Annotated in this window: 13 protein-coding genes; 3 read left to right on the plus strand and 10 right to left on the minus strand. The window is 46.7% G+C overall.

Translation table 11 applies throughout. The features are described 5' to 3' along the window. Window positions 1-29 precede the first annotated feature (29 nt). Window positions 30-2390: a PilZ domain-containing protein gene (locus tag KU855_RS04525; RefSeq protein ID WP_218529115.1), complete on the minus strand. Its 2361-nt coding sequence runs from the start codon at window positions 2388-2390 to the stop codon at window positions 30-32. A gap of 85 nt (window positions 2391-2475) precedes the next feature. On the opposite strand from KU855_RS04525, the gene radA reads away from it, so the two are divergent. Continuing rightward, entirely contained in the window at window positions 2476-3840 is a 1365-nt protein-coding gene (gene radA / locus KU855_RS04530; protein ID WP_218529116.1) for a DNA repair protein RadA, read from the plus strand. Between the two features lie 31 nt (window positions 3841-3871). On the opposite strand, the gene KU855_RS04535 is transcribed toward radA, so the two are convergent. Further along, on the minus strand, window positions 3872-4264 hold the full coding sequence (locus KU855_RS04535) for a PilZ domain-containing protein (protein WP_218529117.1): 393 nt from the start codon (window positions 4262-4264) through the stop codon (window positions 3872-3874). Between the two features lie 312 nt (window positions 4265-4576). On the opposite strand from KU855_RS04535, the gene KU855_RS04540 reads away from it, so the two are divergent. After that, window positions 4577-5305, plus strand: a complete 729-nt coding sequence (locus tag KU855_RS04540; protein ID WP_218529118.1) for a winged helix-turn-helix domain-containing protein — start codon at window positions 4577-4579, stop codon at window positions 5303-5305. A gap of 2 nt (window positions 5306-5307) precedes the next feature. On the opposite strand, the gene torD is transcribed toward KU855_RS04540, so the two are convergent. The 4 genes from torD to KU855_RS04560 are packed head-to-tail and all read right to left on the minus strand — an operon-like array spanning window position 5308 to window position 9815. Next, on the minus strand, window positions 5308-5931 hold the full coding sequence (gene torD / locus KU855_RS04545; RefSeq protein ID WP_218529119.1) for a molecular chaperone TorD: 624 nt from the start codon (window positions 5929-5931) through the stop codon (window positions 5308-5310). Beyond that, a complete protein-coding gene (torA, locus tag KU855_RS04550; protein ID WP_218529120.1) occupies window positions 5928-8423 on the minus strand; it encodes a trimethylamine-N-oxide reductase TorA in 2496 nt (831 codons plus the stop codon). Before torA ends, torD begins: the two co-directional genes overlap by 4 nt. A 12-nt stretch (window positions 8424-8435) precedes the next feature. After that, window positions 8436-9614, minus strand: a complete 1179-nt coding sequence (gene torC, locus KU855_RS04555; RefSeq protein ID WP_218529121.1) for a pentaheme c-type cytochrome TorC — start codon at window positions 9612-9614, stop codon at window positions 8436-8438. 33 nt (window positions 9615-9647) lie between these two features. Continuing rightward, a complete protein-coding gene (locus KU855_RS04560; RefSeq protein WP_218529122.1) occupies window positions 9648-9815 on the minus strand; it encodes a periplasmic nitrate reductase, NapE protein in 168 nt (55 codons plus the stop codon). 383 nt (window positions 9816-10198) lie between these two features. Here KU855_RS04560 and KU855_RS04565 point away from each other — a divergent pair, with 383 nt between their 5' ends. After that, window positions 10199-11551, plus strand: a complete 1353-nt coding sequence (locus KU855_RS04565) for an NCS2 family permease (protein ID WP_218529123.1) — start codon at window positions 10199-10201, stop codon at window positions 11549-11551. Here the strand turns inward: KU855_RS04565 and KU855_RS04570 are convergent. The 4 genes from KU855_RS04570 to KU855_RS04585 all read right to left on the minus strand — a co-directional run bounded on the left by KU855_RS04570 (window position 11544) and on the right by KU855_RS04585 (window position 15932). Continuing rightward, complete coding sequence (locus KU855_RS04570) at window positions 11544-11972, minus strand: CBS domain-containing protein (protein ID WP_218529124.1); 429 nt, start codon at window positions 11970-11972, stop codon at window positions 11544-11546. The two genes, KU855_RS04565 and KU855_RS04570, sit on opposite strands and share 8 nt — an antisense overlap. Before the next feature lie 115 nt (window positions 11973-12087). Next, window positions 12088-13446, minus strand: a complete 1359-nt coding sequence (locus KU855_RS04575; protein ID WP_218529125.1) for a YjiH family protein — start codon at window positions 13444-13446, stop codon at window positions 12088-12090. Between the two features lie 603 nt (window positions 13447-14049). Next, on the minus strand, window positions 14050-14919 hold the full coding sequence (locus KU855_RS04580; RefSeq protein WP_218529126.1) for a U32 family peptidase: 870 nt from the start codon (window positions 14917-14919) through the stop codon (window positions 14050-14052). Between the two features lie 11 nt (window positions 14920-14930). Beyond that, window positions 14931-15932: a peptidase U32 family protein gene (locus KU855_RS04585; RefSeq protein WP_218529127.1), complete on the minus strand. Its 1002-nt coding sequence runs from the start codon at window positions 15930-15932 to the stop codon at window positions 14931-14933. Window positions 15933-16066: the final 134 nt, after the last annotated feature.

Consider the following 16066-nt stretch of genomic DNA (forward strand, 5'->3'; position numbering starts at 1 on the left):
GGCTGGTCAATGATGGGGTGTTATGGGGACTAGTGCTGGCTGAGGCTAGGGTAGCGCAGTAAAACTTCATGAGTGATATCTAAGATTTCGCCCAGACCGATGACTTGCCACAACATCTCCTCGAGCTGTTTAACCTTGTGAGGGGCATAGGGCAGCATGTATTCCGTTTCTCGACGGATATAACTCATGTCAGGTTTATGCGCCGCCCCGCGATAGACTCTGATGGCATAAAATTGCCCGTGGTCTTGGGCTTGGCGAATAAATTTCAGCTGAGCGTTGATGTCGCCGATAATGCGCGGTTGTTGGCACAGTAATTCCCCGCTAGGCAATAGGCTCATAAACACTTCGAAGAAATCCATCTCATAGTCCGGATTCATGGTGCGTACCGGATCCAATAAATCACGCTTAAGTACACCGTGATCAAGTAAGGCGGTCAAATCTAAGCCATAAGGGGTGGTGTCAAAGATATCTGTTAATAGGTGTCGTTCACTGGTCGCGGCTAAGCATGAGAGCTTAGCGTTTTTGATGGTTTTCTCCACAAACCATAACACCCCAGGTAAATGGCGCATCATCAGATTTTTTAGGGCTTCAGCCAGTTCTTTGGCTTCGGCATTATTCTCGGTCAATTTTTGCAGCTTTTCTTTATTGGCTTCAATCAGCTTTTTCAGGAAAGCGACCCCCATATGCGGCTCATTCCCCATCACCGACACTAAATGTAAACTTTGGCCATTACGACGGCTACGCACCAGTTTATAAGGCATCTCGACCAGTTTAAGCTTACCGGCGAGCGGCTGGAGCTTAGGAAAGCTCAATAATAAGGGTTCATCGTTATTAAACTCGATGATGTCATCAAGGTTGAGCTGCATTCCGCGGCCAGAAATATCCTGAGATATGGCTTTGACATCAATATCGCCTTGGCGGATGTGCACTAAAGTTTTAAACGCAAATCTCGCCTCCATGCGCCGCTCCGAGAACTCCATCGCCACTTGACGAATTTGATGGGAGTTAATTTTAGGTTGGGCAAATACTTTAAGGGCATTGACATTTTCAGTGTCTAACCGTGATTGGTATAGGCGCCTGACTTGTTCATTGGTGAGATCTTGCAATACCAAACTGTATTGTAATTGCTTGAGTTCAGCTTCAATGGCACTGCTGTAATGGCGGTCTTCTTGGGGTAATACCGAGGCTTTATAGGGGCGCTGATGGTCAATGGCGTAATGGTCTAGACGATAAATTCTAAAACTGGTTTTACGCGCGCCAAACCCTAAAAAGAGGTTGGTCAGGGTTTGCTGTTCTAATTCCCATAAGGTGGCAGAGTAAAAAAAGAGTTTACCGCTGGCATTGTGAGAAAAACACACAAACATCTTATGAGCAGGGTTCGACGGTTCTTGCAGTATTTTTTCAATGCGTTGATGCGTCAACATCGCTGGTAATTGATTAATGTCATTTTGGTCGACAAAATCATTGAGAATGGTTTGATTTTCCTGACTCAATAATAAGTGACTTAAGTGCCATTGTTGGTTTTTGGTGCCCGCGAAAGTTGATAAGTGTGGAAAATGAGGCAAATATTGCCGCTCTAATCCCAGCCCCGTTGCGGTATGCATAATATCACTGACATCGACCTTATAGCGGCCTTTGTAGGCGTGGATAAGTTGCTCGAGTAATTCTGACAATGAAGCGTTGCTGTCGAGGCGTTTGAGACTGATAAAATCAGAATCATCCTTGGACTCAATCTTCACCACTTGATAGTCAATACCTTGTTGCAGAACCTCAAAAATCCCATCTTTGATAAGCTCAAGTAAAAAGAGCTTAACCTTGGCTTGGGTTTGCAGGTTGTGAGACTTGGGCGCGCGGATGCGGATCCCATTGACGGACAGATCGGTCGAATTGGCGGTGATCCTTTGGTCTTGATGTTGAATGTCGACCTTGATGCTATAATGCATCCGCTCTTCTTCGCGATTAAAATAACTGCCAAGAACCGTGAGTGGCACGACAAATGGTGAGTCTTGGCTGGCAGTCACTTTTTTATGGGCAGCGTCTCTGAGTGCTTCTCTGCGACGTTTATGGCTATTGATGACCTCTTCATAGACCCCTAGCGTATAATGCTGCTGATATAGGGATAATGATTCCAATAGGATGGCTTTGGCGGGCTCATCAAGAAAATGCTTTTGCTGCCCCTGAACGACGGCTTCCCAAGGCAACTCGGTTTTTTCTCGTAAATCAATATTGCGAGTACACAAAGTGGCAAGACGGTTGAGTTCCATCTTGATAAGAAAGCGATCTGAACTGGATTCATTCGCCGTTAATTGGTCAAATAGTTCCTGAAAGTGCTCTTCCATAACCAAAGGTTTGAGCTGGTCTATCAGGCTGCTGTACTCTTTTATTATCATTTATGTTTCTTATTAAAGCATCCAAGCTTTATGTCGGCAGTAAATTTGTTTACTTTATCTTAGCTTATACGAATTTTAGAGAATTATGGCAAAGAATAAAACAGCCTTTGTGTGTAATGAGTGCGGTCAGGACTTTCCAAGGTGGCAAGGTCAATGTAACGCATGTAAAGAATGGAACACCATCACCGAGGTGCGACTAGGGAGCGCACCGGCCAATCGAGGGGCAAGTTTTAGTGGATTCGCAGGCTCAGGCAGTAGTCAGGTTCAAACCCTTGATCAAATTGATTTAAATGATTTACCGCGTTTAGCCAGTTCGTTTACTGAATTCGATCGGGTGCTGGGCGGCGGTATCGTGCCAGGTTCGGCCATTTTGATTGGGGGTCATCCTGGGGCGGGCAAAAGTACCTTATTGTTGCAGACCTTGTGCCGTTTATCGCAACAGATGGAAGCCCTGTATGTCACTGGTGAGGAATCCTTACAACAAGTCGCCATGCGTGCCCATCGTTTAGGCTTGCCTATCGATAAGTTAAAGATGCTGTCAGAAACCAGTGTTGAACAAATTTGCGAGGTGGCGTTAAAAGAGCAGCCAAAAGTGATGGTGGTTGACTCAATTCAAGTGATGCATATTAACGATGTTCAATCCTCGCCTGGGAGCGTGTCTCAAGTTCGGGAGTCCGCCGCATTTTTAACCCGTTTCGCCAAACAGCAAGGCATTGCGGTGATCATGGTTGGCCATGTGACTAAAGATGGTAGCTTAGCCGGTCCTAAAGTGCTAGAGCACTGTATTGACTGCTCGGTGATGTTTGAAGGGGATAGTGATAGCCGTTATCGAACATTACGCTCTCATAAAAATCGCTTCGGCGCAGTCAATGAATTGGGCGTGTTTGCCATGACCGAAAAAGGCTTGAAGGAAGTCGCTAACCCCTCCGCCATCTTTTTAACCCGCGATGAAGCCGCGCCGGGCTCTTTAGTCATGTCGATCTGGGAAGGGACTCGGCCTTTGCTGGTGGAATTGCAGGTATTGGTTGATAGTTCAGCCATGTCGCACCCAAGGCGTGTCGCAGTGGGGATGGATGCCAACCGCTTGGCCATGTTATTAGCTGTGATGCATCGCCATGGTGGCTTACAGATGGCCGATCAAGATGTGTTTGTCAATGTGGTTGGTGGGGTTAAAGTCACTGAGACCAGTGCCGATCTTGCGTTACTTTTGGCGATGGTGTCGAGTTTTCGTAATCATACACTTGATCAAGACTTAGTGGTGTTTGGTGAGGTGGGCTTATCGGGTGAGATCCGGCCGGTGCCTAACGGCCAAGAGCGCTTAATCGAAGCGGCCAAGCATGGCTTTAAGCGCGCTATCGTGCCGAAGGCGAATGCGCCCAAAAAAGCCATCGCCGGCATGGAGGTGATGGGTGTGTCTAAACTGAGTCAAGCACTCGATGCTATCCTTTGACCCTATCTTTTTTCGCTAACGGACGCGCCTCTTACTCGGCATTTTTAGGGGCAGCATTAGCATTTTGATGCTGCTCAATAAAGTGATTTAGCTCTCTATCGAGTAAGTTAGTGTCGGCAAGGTTGAGCTCAATCAAGCGTCTAAGATGGCTAATGGATTCAACATCAATATGCTGGGTACGCAAGCCTAACCAATCCGTGTCTTGGTGGGTAGCTTCTACTTTCATCTGCAAAGACACATCTGAGTTTGGTAGGGTGAAATGCAATACTAAGTCATCACTATCAGGATTGAGACGGGGAGGGCGCTCAACTAAAGCCCCATTCAAACAAAGATCGATTATTCGTGTGGGCCAACGAATATTTGCTTGGGCTATATACGCATTGGCATTGAAAAAAATCCGAGAAAATTTACGTCTATCATCCATGTCGACTTACCTTACTGTCATTGTAATCTCCCTAAGTATATACCCTATCACGTCGAAGGCGCGCAATTGCGAGGTTATTTCGTTGAGTGAATGCGGCTGCGCTATTAAAGGCGAGGGCACCGATGGCGAAAGTTAGGCTGGGGTTCGCTAATGAGCCTGGGTAGCGAGGTGTTGCACTTAAGCGCGAATGCGCTGGCAATGCCAGCGGAATGTGAATTCGAATTAATCATAAATATCAAAATATTATTAAATTTTAACCTGAGTTTGTGAAAAATTATGAATACACTGGTGGTCTGAACTCGGGAGACAATTTTGGCCACCATTCTTATTTTTCAAGCGTTATCTAGTGCGACGCACTTACCGCGGCAATGCCTTGAGCAATTAGGCTATGGTGTGTTGGTGGTACGCAGCCAAGAGCAGTTCTGGCAGGAGCTCAGTGGGCAAATGCCGGACTTAATTGTGTTCGATACCCACGCCATGCCTGTCGATAATATCCGCATCATTCGAGATATTCGAAGCCAGAGCGTAACGCCCATCTTAGTGCTCAGCCCACAAAGCGATGTGTTTGATATTGTGATAGCGCTCGAGATGGGCGCCGATGATTTTATGACGGCGCCTTGGGTATTGCGTGAGTTACAAGTCAGAATGCGTAATTTAATATGGCGACACGAGTTGCTTAAAAAGGCGCGCCATCAATTACAACAAATCAGTTGTCAGGGAAATGATCTCTATTTTGACGAGTATCATTTATCAATTTCAAAGCGCCAGTTGCGACAAAATGAACAGCCAATCGCGCTGACTAAGGCTGAGTTTGAGCTGTTGCAAGCGTTTATTCGTCATCCACAACAAGTGTTAAGTCGTCAGCGATTAATGCAGCAAACACATCATCGACACTTGTATGTGAATGAGAGAACCATCGATGTGATCATTCGGCGGTTACGCCAAAAGCTCAGTGCAGCATTGTTTGTAACTATTCATGGTGAAGGCTATTTATTTGCCGCGACGCCGAGTCCACAAAAAAACGCGGCCGTAGCCGCGTGAATTTATACCAATGATTGTTTATCGGAATCTACCCAGTGCAAGGTTATCCTCGCGAGCGCCTGATAGAATTGGCCGGAGTCTTGTCGCTCCACTTGCTGACAAAATGCCGGTAACCACGATAGCAGGCAGTCATTGAGATAGGCTGATTGGGCCTCAGGGCTGGCATGGGTGCATAAGTGTCCCATATAGGCTAGCATAACCGCGAGGTGGTCGGCAGGCTCCTTAAAGTCACTTTGCACCGTCAAGTGACTTTGTTTTAGAAAGTCACTCATTAAGTGATGCTGTTCCCCAAAAGCCAATGGCTCTTGGCCTTTGACCAAAAAATGGCTGGCATAAGGGGTCGGGGCATGTTTACTGCCAATTAAAAATAGCCCGCAATAATCGGCTGCTAACTCCAATAATTGCCGTTCATTTCCAATCTGCTTGAGCTGAGTCATGATCACTTGCACGTCGTCACTGATGCGTGAGTCTTGCCCCAATTGCAACCAAAAGGCCGTGGCTTGTGGTTGGGTCAACTGCTCCAAACGCGCCTGATCGATTTCTCGCCCAAACAGAGAAGACAACAGCTGATATACCACCGCCCTGACTCGATCTAACTCACTGACGCTGCTTGCCGTTTGACTCATAGGGATACCTCAATTGGGCCGTTAAAACCACTGACTTCAGGTACTTTACCGCGATACCTTTCGTAATTCACCAAGCAAGTATAGGCAGAGCAGGCTTGGGCTAACTTAGAGGTACCAATATCTAAGGTACAAGTGTTGGGATCGCCATAGGAATCTAACGCGCCGATTTCATTGCCCCCTTGCTTGCTACCGTCCTTGCCGACAGGGCTATACCAAGCTCCTTCTTGAATTCTTATCACGCCTTCAGGAAAATCACTGGAGATCACCGCTCCAACAAGCAGTTGGCCGCGATCGTTGAATACCCGAATAATATCACCATCTTTAATCCCACGAGCCTTGGCATCAGCCGCATTAATATAACAAGGTTCGCGACCTTTAACTGTGTAGGTTTCGCGATACGTATCTGACTCACACATTTGTGAGTGTAAACGTTTATTGGGATGGCATGATTGCAACCAAATTGGATGTTTTTTTGAGCCAGGGCCGCCATGGCTCCGTTCAACTTTCTCCATCCATTTAGGGTGGCCAGGACAATCGTCATAGTTATAACTGGCAATCTTTCGGCTATATATTTCGATCAGTCCTGAGGGGGTTCCTAATGGGTTGATTTCAGGATCATCGCGGAAAGCTTGATGTCTGACCCAAGGTTTGCCTGGACCAAAATCAAAATAGCCGCTTTGCCAGAAGGTAGCAAAATCGGGCATATCCCACTTGGCAGCGTTGTCCGCTTTGCAATCGTTATACAGCATTTCGAGCCACTGTAACTCAGTCATGCCACGGGTATATTGCTGCTCTTTATCGGGGCCAAGCATGCGGGCAAAGCGGGTGAAAATTTGAAAATCTGACAGGCTGTCATACAGTGGTTCGACCATTTTCTTCATGGCAATTACGCCACGATTGGCATAGGCGCCATAAATGTCGATATCATTGCGCTCAAAGGTGGTGCACGCCGGCAGTACAATATCAGAGAAGCGAGAACCGGCATTCCAATTGGTATCGATGGTGACCACACACTTTAATTTACGATACGCCTCTTTCATACGGTTACGTTGCTGATGGTGATTCCAAGGATTACAACCTGAGAATACCATCATTTTCACATCGGGGAGCGTGACCTTGCTGCCATTAGCATCAATGACCTTACCCGGCTCTAAAATCGAGTCTATCCAACGTGCCACCGGGATCACACTAGAATAGCCTTTAAAATCAAGGCTAGGATAAATTTGGGTCATGCCTTCATCGAGGTTCCGAGGGAAGGCGCCCGGCATCGCCGCGCCAGATGAGGGAATACCAATACCTGAATAATGATGACCATAACTGACGCCACCGCCAGGTAAGCCAATTTGACCTATCATGGTCGCTAACACGGCAGTCATCCAGTAGGGTTGTTCACCATGTTGTTGGCGTTGGATGCACCAACCCACCATAATTTGCACCCGCCCTGTGGTCATCACCTTGGCCAGCTCTCGAATACGCTCGGGGCTGATGCCACAAATTGGGCTGGCCCATTCAGGGGTTTTAGCGATGCCATCTTGTTCACCGTTAAGGTAAGGCAAGAAATCATCGAAACCGAGACTGTAGCCATCTAAAAAGGCTTTGTCATGCCAATTATTCACGACCATCTCATGAGCAATTGCCAGCATGAGTGTGACATCGGTTTGGGGATTGATGTATTGGTGTTCGCACTCCAGATAGTTTTGGGTCTTACTGACCACGGGATCTATGCTGATCACTCGGATTTTACCGGCTTTTACGAGTTTTTTGAGTTCCGCTAAATAGGCATAAGATTCGTGGGTTTCAGTATTCCAACCGACTTGCAAATTTTTATAAGGATCATTGGACCATAAAATAATGGTATTGCTGTGCTCTAAAATCAGCGACCAAGAGGTCCCTTGGGCGTACACTTCGGTTGACCCTAAGACATAAGGCAGGATGACTTGACCTGCACCAGTCGAGTAATCCCCCACTTTTTTAATGAAATTGCCATGCATGGCCACCGCGCGTTGCATATGGCTGGTGCATGAATGGAGTTGACCCACAGCGCGCCAGCCCGTCTGTCCAGCATGTAAACCTGATGGTCCATATTGCGTTTGCACTTGGTTTAACGCATCAATAAATAGGGTTAATGCTTTATCCCAGGTGACCCGCACAAAACGAAAGTCACCGCGGCTTTCGGGGTTCGCGCCAAAGCCTTTAGTGAGATAATCTAAACGCACCATTGGATAACGAGCGCGGGAGTTGTTGTACACAAGCCCTTTGATACCATGGATCATATCGCTGGGATATTTGTCAGCATCAAAGGGAAGGACTTGGTCTATCACCCCATTTTTACGACTAATTTTAAAGGCTCCAAAGTGAGACCCTGTCACCAAAAAGTCAGTGCCTTGAGCCTCACTTGCCGCCAATGCCGATAATGGGGAAAGCAAGCTGCTGCCACCTAATGACACACATGAGACAGATAACAGACCTTTAAGAAATTCTCTTCTATTCATCTTAGTTTCCTACTAGTGCTGGCCGCTTTTATCGAAAGTGGAAGAATGCTCTTGCAGATATTTCTGTACTAAAGCCGTGGTGTCTTGATCCATATTCACAAACGCTAACATGCCTTGGAACATACCCGGCCAAGTGTTGGCATCGAAGTGACCCGGTGCAGGCTGCGTATGACACACACTACAAGACGTGTTGTAGGTTTCTTCAGCATAACTCCAAAGGGCAGTATCACTGGTCAATAGGTAATTACTATCAGTCCACATGTCGGCTTCGACTCGTTGCCAAGTCAAACCGGTTAATGGATCGACTTTCTCTTCAAAGACGCGAATCACCCCTTCTTGTGCGGCGGCATCTTTTGATAACTGGGCGGTTAAGATATTGAGCCCAAAGTCGGCATAAATCACGCGACCTAAGCCCACCCGTTTACGCCAGCCTTCGATGGCAATTTTGACGCGATTATCTTGTTGCTCCAGCACCTTGACTTCAGTGGCAATGTTTAAGGTGCCTTGATCTTCTTTTTCGGTGGCATTGAGGTACAGCGGCTTGGTGAGCGCACTATAGTAGTCGGCATTGATCTGAATGCTGCTAACGCCTTGACCCACTTGTGCAATCAGTTCAGGGGCTCTGGCAGTGCCCATATTTGGCAGGTGATGCGCGATCCCTTTATGGCAATCGATACAACTTTGGTCAATTTCGGCGGCATGTTTCATTTGTTTGACGGCTAACGGTGACATGCTGTCCCAATTCATTGATTTATATTCATGGCAGTTCTTACAGGCTAACGAATTGGTCATATCAAAGCGTTTCCATTCACGGGCTGCCATTTCTAACCGTTTGTTCTCAAATTTTTCCTCGGTATTAATGGTGTTAATCAACCAACCAAAGACTTCCTTCGATGCCTCCATCTTGCGGCCAATCTTTTGAGTCCATTCATGGGGAACGTGACAATCGGGGCAGGTGGCTCGCACGCCTGAACGGTTAGACCAGTGGATCGTATTTTGCAGTTCTTTATAGGGTTTTTGCATCCCATGACAGCTAATACAAAACTCCTCGGTATTGGTGTGCTCTAAGGCGGTATTAAAGCCTCCCCAAAACACGATACCCATGACAAAAGAGCAGAGTATCACTGTCCCGAGGGAGAGATATTTAGCGGGAGAACTTAAGGTTCGCCACAAATTGCGTAACCACTTCATAGATATATCCTCGAAAATAATTATTTTTAAAAATTAGTGGCCTGGTATCCCGTAGAAGGTTTGATAAAACCAAATGAAGAAGCCGTAAGCAGAAATGAGACCTATCGTTAACAGAGGAAATAAAATCACGACGATAAAGCCCATTGCCTTGAGCTCACTTGCTCTGGTGGTTTCATCTTGATTTTTCGGTGTGTTAGTCATTTTTGTGATTCTCCTGAGCAACAAATTTTAGCCTTCATCAATAATAGACTATGAATGTGAACCTGATGGTTTTGTGGCATGAATGGATCATGTGTCGATGTGAAAAGTTATGAATAGCCCAAGGGCGCGATCGATCTCACTTGCTTGCTTGCTGAGTTTGTTCGCTATTTCTCAGTTTCGATTAATAAGCCTTTCTCTGATAACGAAATAAAGTACACTGCCGCTAACCAAGGCCATGACCGCCATTTGTCAATGTGCAACTGGTTGCAGGTCACAAGTTGGCAACGATTTGTGGATCTCTCACCCACCTGACCGTGGGGCTCTAACCTGCCATGGCCGAGGTCAAATGACCCAAACTAAGAGATCGTTTTTAAGGAAATATCATGAATTGTTCTGCACCAACTTCAGCCTCAGATAAGCCATCTTGGCTTGAGCGTAAATTTAGCATCAGCCAACGGGGATCGAACCTGCGCCAAGAACTTGTGGCCGGATTAACCACGTTTCTCGCCATGGTGTACTCAGTGATTGTCGTGCCCAATATGCTCGGCGATGCCGGGTTTGATACGGGCGCCGTGTTTATTGCTACCTGTTTAATTGCTGCCTTTGGTTCGTTGCTGATGGGGCTGTGGGCAAATTTGCCGATGGCGATTGGTTGCGCCATTTCGCTAACCGCTTTCACCGCCTTTAGCTTAGTGATTGGTCAGGGCATCAGTATCCCTGTGACGCTGGGGGCGATATTCCTCACTGGGGTGACATTCACGCTCGTGTCAGTCACCGGGGTTCGGCAGTGGATTTTGACCAATCTGCCGGCAGGAATTGCTCATGGCACTGGGATAGGAATTGGGCTGTTTCTATTGTTGATTGCAGCCAATAGTGTTGGCTTAATCGTTGGTAATCCCGTGGGCTTACCGGTTAAACTGGGTCAGATCGATTCACTTGGCGCGATAGCAGCAATCGTCGGTCTTGCCGCCACCATAGGGTTAGAAAAGAAGCGGGTGCCTGGTGGTATCTTGTTGGTGATTGTCTTGCTGTCAGCTTTTGGCTTGATGTTTGACCCGAACGTGACTTACCAAGGCTTTTTCGCCTTGCCTGACTTTACCAGTGAGCACAGCTTAGTCGGCCAACTCGATATTATGGGGGCGCTTAACCCAGTGATCTTACCCATAGTTCTAGCCTTGGTTATGACGGCGATATTTGATGCCACAGGTACCATTCGTGCGGTGGCAGGACAAGCCAAATTACTGGATAAAGACGATCAAATTATCGATGGTGATAAAGCCTTAACGTCTGACTCGGTGAGTTCGATTTTTGCCGGTCTGATGGGGGCTTCACCTGCCGCCGTCTATATTGAGTCGGCAGCGGGAACGGCCGCTGGTGGCAAAACCGGATTAACCGCCACGGTCGTGGGCGTGTTATTTTTACTGATGATGTTTTTAGCACCACTGAGCTATTTAGTGCCAGCATATGCCACCGCGCCAGCATTAATGTATGTCGGATTATTGATGTTATCGAATGTCAGTAAATTAAACTTTGACGACAGCATCGATGCATTAGCTGGCTTAACTTGCGCCGTGTTTATTATGCTGAGCTGTAATATTGTCACCGGCATCATGCTCGGTTTTGTGATTTTAACGATTGGTCGCATCATGGCTGGAGAATGGCGCCGCCTCAACCTAGCGGTCATCACGATTACCTTAGGTCTGGTGATTTTCTACCTTGGCGGCTGGGCTATCTAAGTCTGCGTTTCGTTGAGAGGTCTTGTTGGTAAAGGCTTCTCAACACATCCTTCCAGCTAATAATCCCCACCACCTGCTCGTTATGAGTAACCGGTAGGCAGCCAATATTGTGCTCGACCAACAATTGGGCGGCATGGTTGAGGCTTTGGTCTTGCTCAATGGTGATGACCTTACGGGTCATAATTTGGTGAACGCGCTTATTTAAACAGATACGGTCGCTGTCTTTAGCCAATGGATTATCGACATTGGGATTGATGGCTCGTAATAAATCCCGCTCTGAGACTAAGCCGACTAATGCCTTGCATTCGAAAACGGGAAGATGGTGCAGTTGTGTCTGCTTAAAGATATCTTGCACCAATTTGAGCCTATCATCCATGGCCACTGTTACTAATTTATGGCTCATGATATCTACAATTTGCATCCTTGCTCCTCATTCAAGTCCCTCTTATTTAATGATAGTACATCGGCATTGCGAACGGTAAAAAAAAGCAGCCAAATGGCTGCTTTAAAACAGAATACTGTAATTTAGCTAACGCTTAAAATATCAGGTGAGCCATGGCTGCGATCACCGGAAGGGTGACTAAAGTTCGCAGAATAAACACCATGAATAATTCACCAATGTTCACTGGTATTTTACTGCCTAACAGCAGCGCACCGACTTCACTCATATAAATTAATTGGGTCACAGACATGGCGGCAATAACAAAGCGCGTCATGTCCGACTCAATCGAGGCGGCTAGAATCGATGGAATAAACATATCCGCAAAACCGACCACGATGGTTTTTGACGCTTCGGCGGCTTCAGGGATCTGCAATAGTTCTAAGAACGGAATAAACGGCATGCCGAGCCAAGTGAAAATGGGGGTGTACTCGGCAATGATTAATGCCAAAGTGCCGATCCCCATGACGACGGGTAACACACCAAAGATCATATCAATGGCATTTTTTACACCTTCGCTCAGGAATTTATTTATCCCACCTGAGCGCGCCGCGCGTTTCATGGCTAAATCTAATCCCCAGGCCAGCACCGACTGTTCATTGGGTTTACGCTCGAGTTCTTGATCGCGTGCGCTGCCATCAATGAAGAGATCTTTTTTACGCGATAATGGCGGTAATCTTGGCACAATAATCGCGGCGACCAAGCCTGCTAAACACACGGTGAGGTAGAAAGGGGCAAACATGTGCTCCAGTTGCACCTGCGCAATCACCACCAGAGAAAAAGTAATCGAAACGGCAGAGAAGGTCGTGCCAATGACCGCCGCTTCTCTTTGGGTATAAAACTTCTCTTCATATTGTTTGGTGGTTAACAAAATGCCGACACTGCCATCGCCAAGCCAAGAGGTCATGCAATCGATAGCACTGCGTCCCGGTAAATTAAACAGCGGTCTCATGATCTTGGTCAATAAGGCGCCCAATAACTCCAGCAGGCCGAAGTTTAATAATAGGGGCAGCAACATGCCTGCGAATAAAAATACACAAAACAAAATGGGTAACAAGTCATTAAGTACTAACGAGCCGGTACTGGATGAAATGATGGCTTCAGGACCGACTTGGTTCAGACTCATGATAATAAAGACCGCGCCAAGAATACGCACTAGGATCCACAGCGGGTGAACATTAAATAAGTCACGAATGAAATGATGACCTTGCAGCCATTGGGGTTGCCAAAATTTACTCAAAATACTCAGACATGCCGTTACACACACGACCACTGAGATGATGGTCGGTAACCATAGGCCAATGTTGGCTTGTAGCCCTTTAGCGATCACCGCAATGGGGATCGTAATGGCATCTTGGTAACTGACCGGAGTCATAAAAAGCAACAAGCCGATAAATGAAGGGACGATGAAGGTCAGCATCGTCTTTAAGCTATATTTTTGTTGTTCTGTAGCCACGCCGGTAACCCTTAAAAGTTGACTAAACCTCATGCTGCTATGCGCTGTTGTTGCATTTTCATTCAGTCATAAACGTATAAAATATGATTGATTTATATCCATCAATCTGTGTCGTGCTTAGGGTTAGCTTGATAAAATCGCCGCCGCCCTGTTAGCGAATAAATATCGTCATAAAGTGACTAGATATATTCTACTTAAAAAAAAGCTGAAAACACTAAATAATTTTAATAATTTCATGTTGTTGCGTTGATGTTTCAACAATGGATCTTACTTGTATTTACTGTGTTTTGCATGTGTTTCGTGGGCAGGGAGGTGGTGTATTTCGAGAAAATTATAGATTTAGTAATAAATTCAAGGCGCTGAGCTAAAAATATATTGACTAAAGGCGGCAAGGGCTTGGCAAACGGCACCATGACGCTTGGCGTTAGCGATACCGTATATTGTCGGTCGTGGAGCCAGGACTTGCGCTTAGCGTGCGGCTGGGAGCCGCAACACTGTTATTGCTATGGGGGCAAGATCAACATGGTGACAGTGAACAGAAAGCCGCTTGCAAGCTATCAGCCTGAGACGCCGATACCTTGCTGAGCGAGGTGGATGAAATGTTTATGGTGCTGGAGCATTGCCTACATTTAAGCGCGACATGCCTGACTGGCCAAACCAATAGCCATTACTGTCGATGTCTTGTTCGGCAACGACTTGATGCTTAAGCAAGGCTTGTGCTTGGGCGATACCAGCTTCACTGTCGGCAGACACCCGAAAATATTCCACCCCAAGTTGTTGCATTTGTTGCCATTGCTGACTTAAATTGCAGCGAGTGGCGGATTGGGTTTGAATGCCATTGAGGCGCAATAACGCTTGCTGCTCTTGGGTTTTAATCGTGATACCTTGGGGGTAATTGATGCATAAGGTTGCACAGGTATCTTTATTGAGACCCGCCTGTTTAGCAGTAAAGCATCTGGCCGAATGGGCGAGGGGTAAGTGACCCAACCCCAGCACTTCGACTTTGAGACTGGCATTGGCCGCCAGAGTTTTGCTGAGCCATTGCTGATCAAGCTCGTAGGGCATCACAAAACGTTGCATGCCAAACTGCTGCAATAAGGTTAAGGTTGCAGGGTTGTAATGATTGATCTCCGCCCCAGCAATAAAACCAACCTTCGCTTCTCTTGCCATGGCAACGGCGGCCATATCATTGGCTTCAATCATAAATTCGCCATTATCGATAATTTTTTTCAATTCGACTAAAGCTGAGCCTGCCTCGATTAAGGCTTGGGTGGTGAGGATGACTTGTTTGCCACTGTCGCGCAAATCTTGGGCGATAGCCCAATAGTCTTTAAATTTTAGCTGGCGTCTTCTATTGCATACCGCTTCACCTAAATACACTAGAGGAATATCTGAAGCGCCAACGGCTTGGTAAAATGCTTGTGTGCGAACTTTGTCCCAGCAGTAGAGCAAGGGACCGAGGGAGACTTTCATAATCGATTCCGTTATTGCCATTGTTTCTGATAAGCGCCTAAGGTGGTGACTTGGCCTTCTGAGAGATGAGCCAATACCTGATCCCACTGTGGTTGTACTTGATAGTCGTTAGGGTTAGTTAAATACGCATCAATAGCTCGGCGCCATGTTTTAGCAACTTGTGACACATAGGCAGGGCTACGTTGTCGCCCTTCAATTTTTAATGACGCGATACCTGCTTGCGCTAGCTGGGGGACTAACCGCAAGGTGTTGAGACTAATGGGGGACTCGAGCCAATGTTCGGCGCCAGCATGTTCGCCGCTTAAGTATCTCCCTTTACATACCACAGGGTAGCCCAGGGCTTCTTCAATCGGCGTGTTGTCGATTAAGATGCCATTAAGGTGGGTACTTCGTTGGCCTTGATGTTCATGCCATTGCACGCAATTCGCCGGTGAGCAGCTGCCGCCGGTATTGGGGGATTGTCCGGTGACATAAGAGGATAAATGACAGCGCCCCTCTGCCATAATGCATAAACTTCCAAAGGCAAACACTTCTAAATCAACCGGGCTGTTAGCGGCTAAGTCTCTGATCTGCTTCATAGTAAGCACACGGGGTAGCACCACTCGTTCAATATTGAATAAATCATGGTATAGCGTGATGGCTGCCAGGTTGTTGACACTAGCTTGTACGGATAAATGCAATGGAATATGCGGGTAATGCTGGTGGGCATAATCCAGTAAAGACATATCGGCAATAATGAGAGCGTCAACGCCATTGTTGGCAGCAAAATCTATGGTTTGCGTCCATTTGCTCTCCTCGCCTGGCATTGAAAACGTATTGATGGCGAGATGGAGCTTTTTACCTTGTTGCTTCACCAAGCGAGCCGCTTGCTTAAACTGATCTTGACTGAAATTGAGTCCAGCAAATGAGCGAGCATTGGTTTCATTTTTGAGGCCGATATACACGGCATCGGCGCCGGCATTGAGTGCAGCTTTGAGCGATGCGAGATTGCCCGCTGGGCACAGTAATTCCATATAAACTCCAACGGCAGATGACGTTTCCTTAATAAGGATGCATCTTAAATGGCTTGGGTATCCAAAGTTGACTAGTGTAAAAGGCTTTACTGTTCAGATATTTGATTTAAAACAGGAATACATGTATTAAGCTC

The organism is Shewanella sp. NIFS-20-20 (assembly GCF_019209865.1).
Lineage (GTDB): Bacteria > Pseudomonadota > Gammaproteobacteria > Enterobacterales > Shewanellaceae > Shewanella.

Excerpts from the sequence above, each read along its gene's own strand:
- KU855_RS04525 (WP_218529115.1), bottom strand. The coding sequence starts at position 2,390 with ATGATAATAAAAGAGTACAGCAGCCTGATAGACCAGCTCAAACCTTTG.
- radA (WP_218529116.1), top strand. The coding sequence starts at position 2,476 with ATGGCAAAGAATAAAACAGCCTTTGTGTGTAATGAGTGCGGTCAGGAC.
- KU855_RS04535 (WP_218529117.1), bottom strand. The coding sequence starts at position 4,264 with ATGGATGATAGACGTAAATTTTCTCGGATTTTTTTCAATGCCAATGCG.
- torD (WP_218529119.1), bottom strand. The coding sequence starts at position 5,931 with ATGAGTCAAACGGCAAGCAGCGTCAGTGAGTTAGATCGAGTCAGGGCG.
- torA (WP_218529120.1), bottom strand. The coding sequence starts at position 8,423 with ATGAATAGAAGAGAATTTCTTAAAGGTCTGTTATCTGTCTCATGTGTG.
- torC (WP_218529121.1), bottom strand. The coding sequence starts at position 9,614 with ATGAAGTGGTTACGCAATTTGTGGCGAACCTTAAGTTCTCCCGCTAAA.
- KU855_RS04560 (WP_218529122.1), bottom strand. The coding sequence starts at position 9,815 with ATGACTAACACACCGAAAAATCAAGATGAAACCACCAGAGCAAGTGAG.
- KU855_RS04565 (WP_218529123.1), top strand. The coding sequence starts at position 10,199 with ATGAATTGTTCTGCACCAACTTCAGCCTCAGATAAGCCATCTTGGCTT.
- KU855_RS04570 (WP_218529124.1), bottom strand. The coding sequence starts at position 11,972 with ATGCAAATTGTAGATATCATGAGCCATAAATTAGTAACAGTGGCCATG.
- KU855_RS04580 (WP_218529126.1), bottom strand. The coding sequence starts at position 14,919 with ATGAAAGTCTCCCTCGGTCCCTTGCTCTACTGCTGGGACAAAGTTCGC.
- KU855_RS04585 (WP_218529127.1), bottom strand. The coding sequence starts at position 15,932 with ATGGAATTACTGTGCCCAGCGGGCAATCTCGCATCGCTCAAAGCTGCA.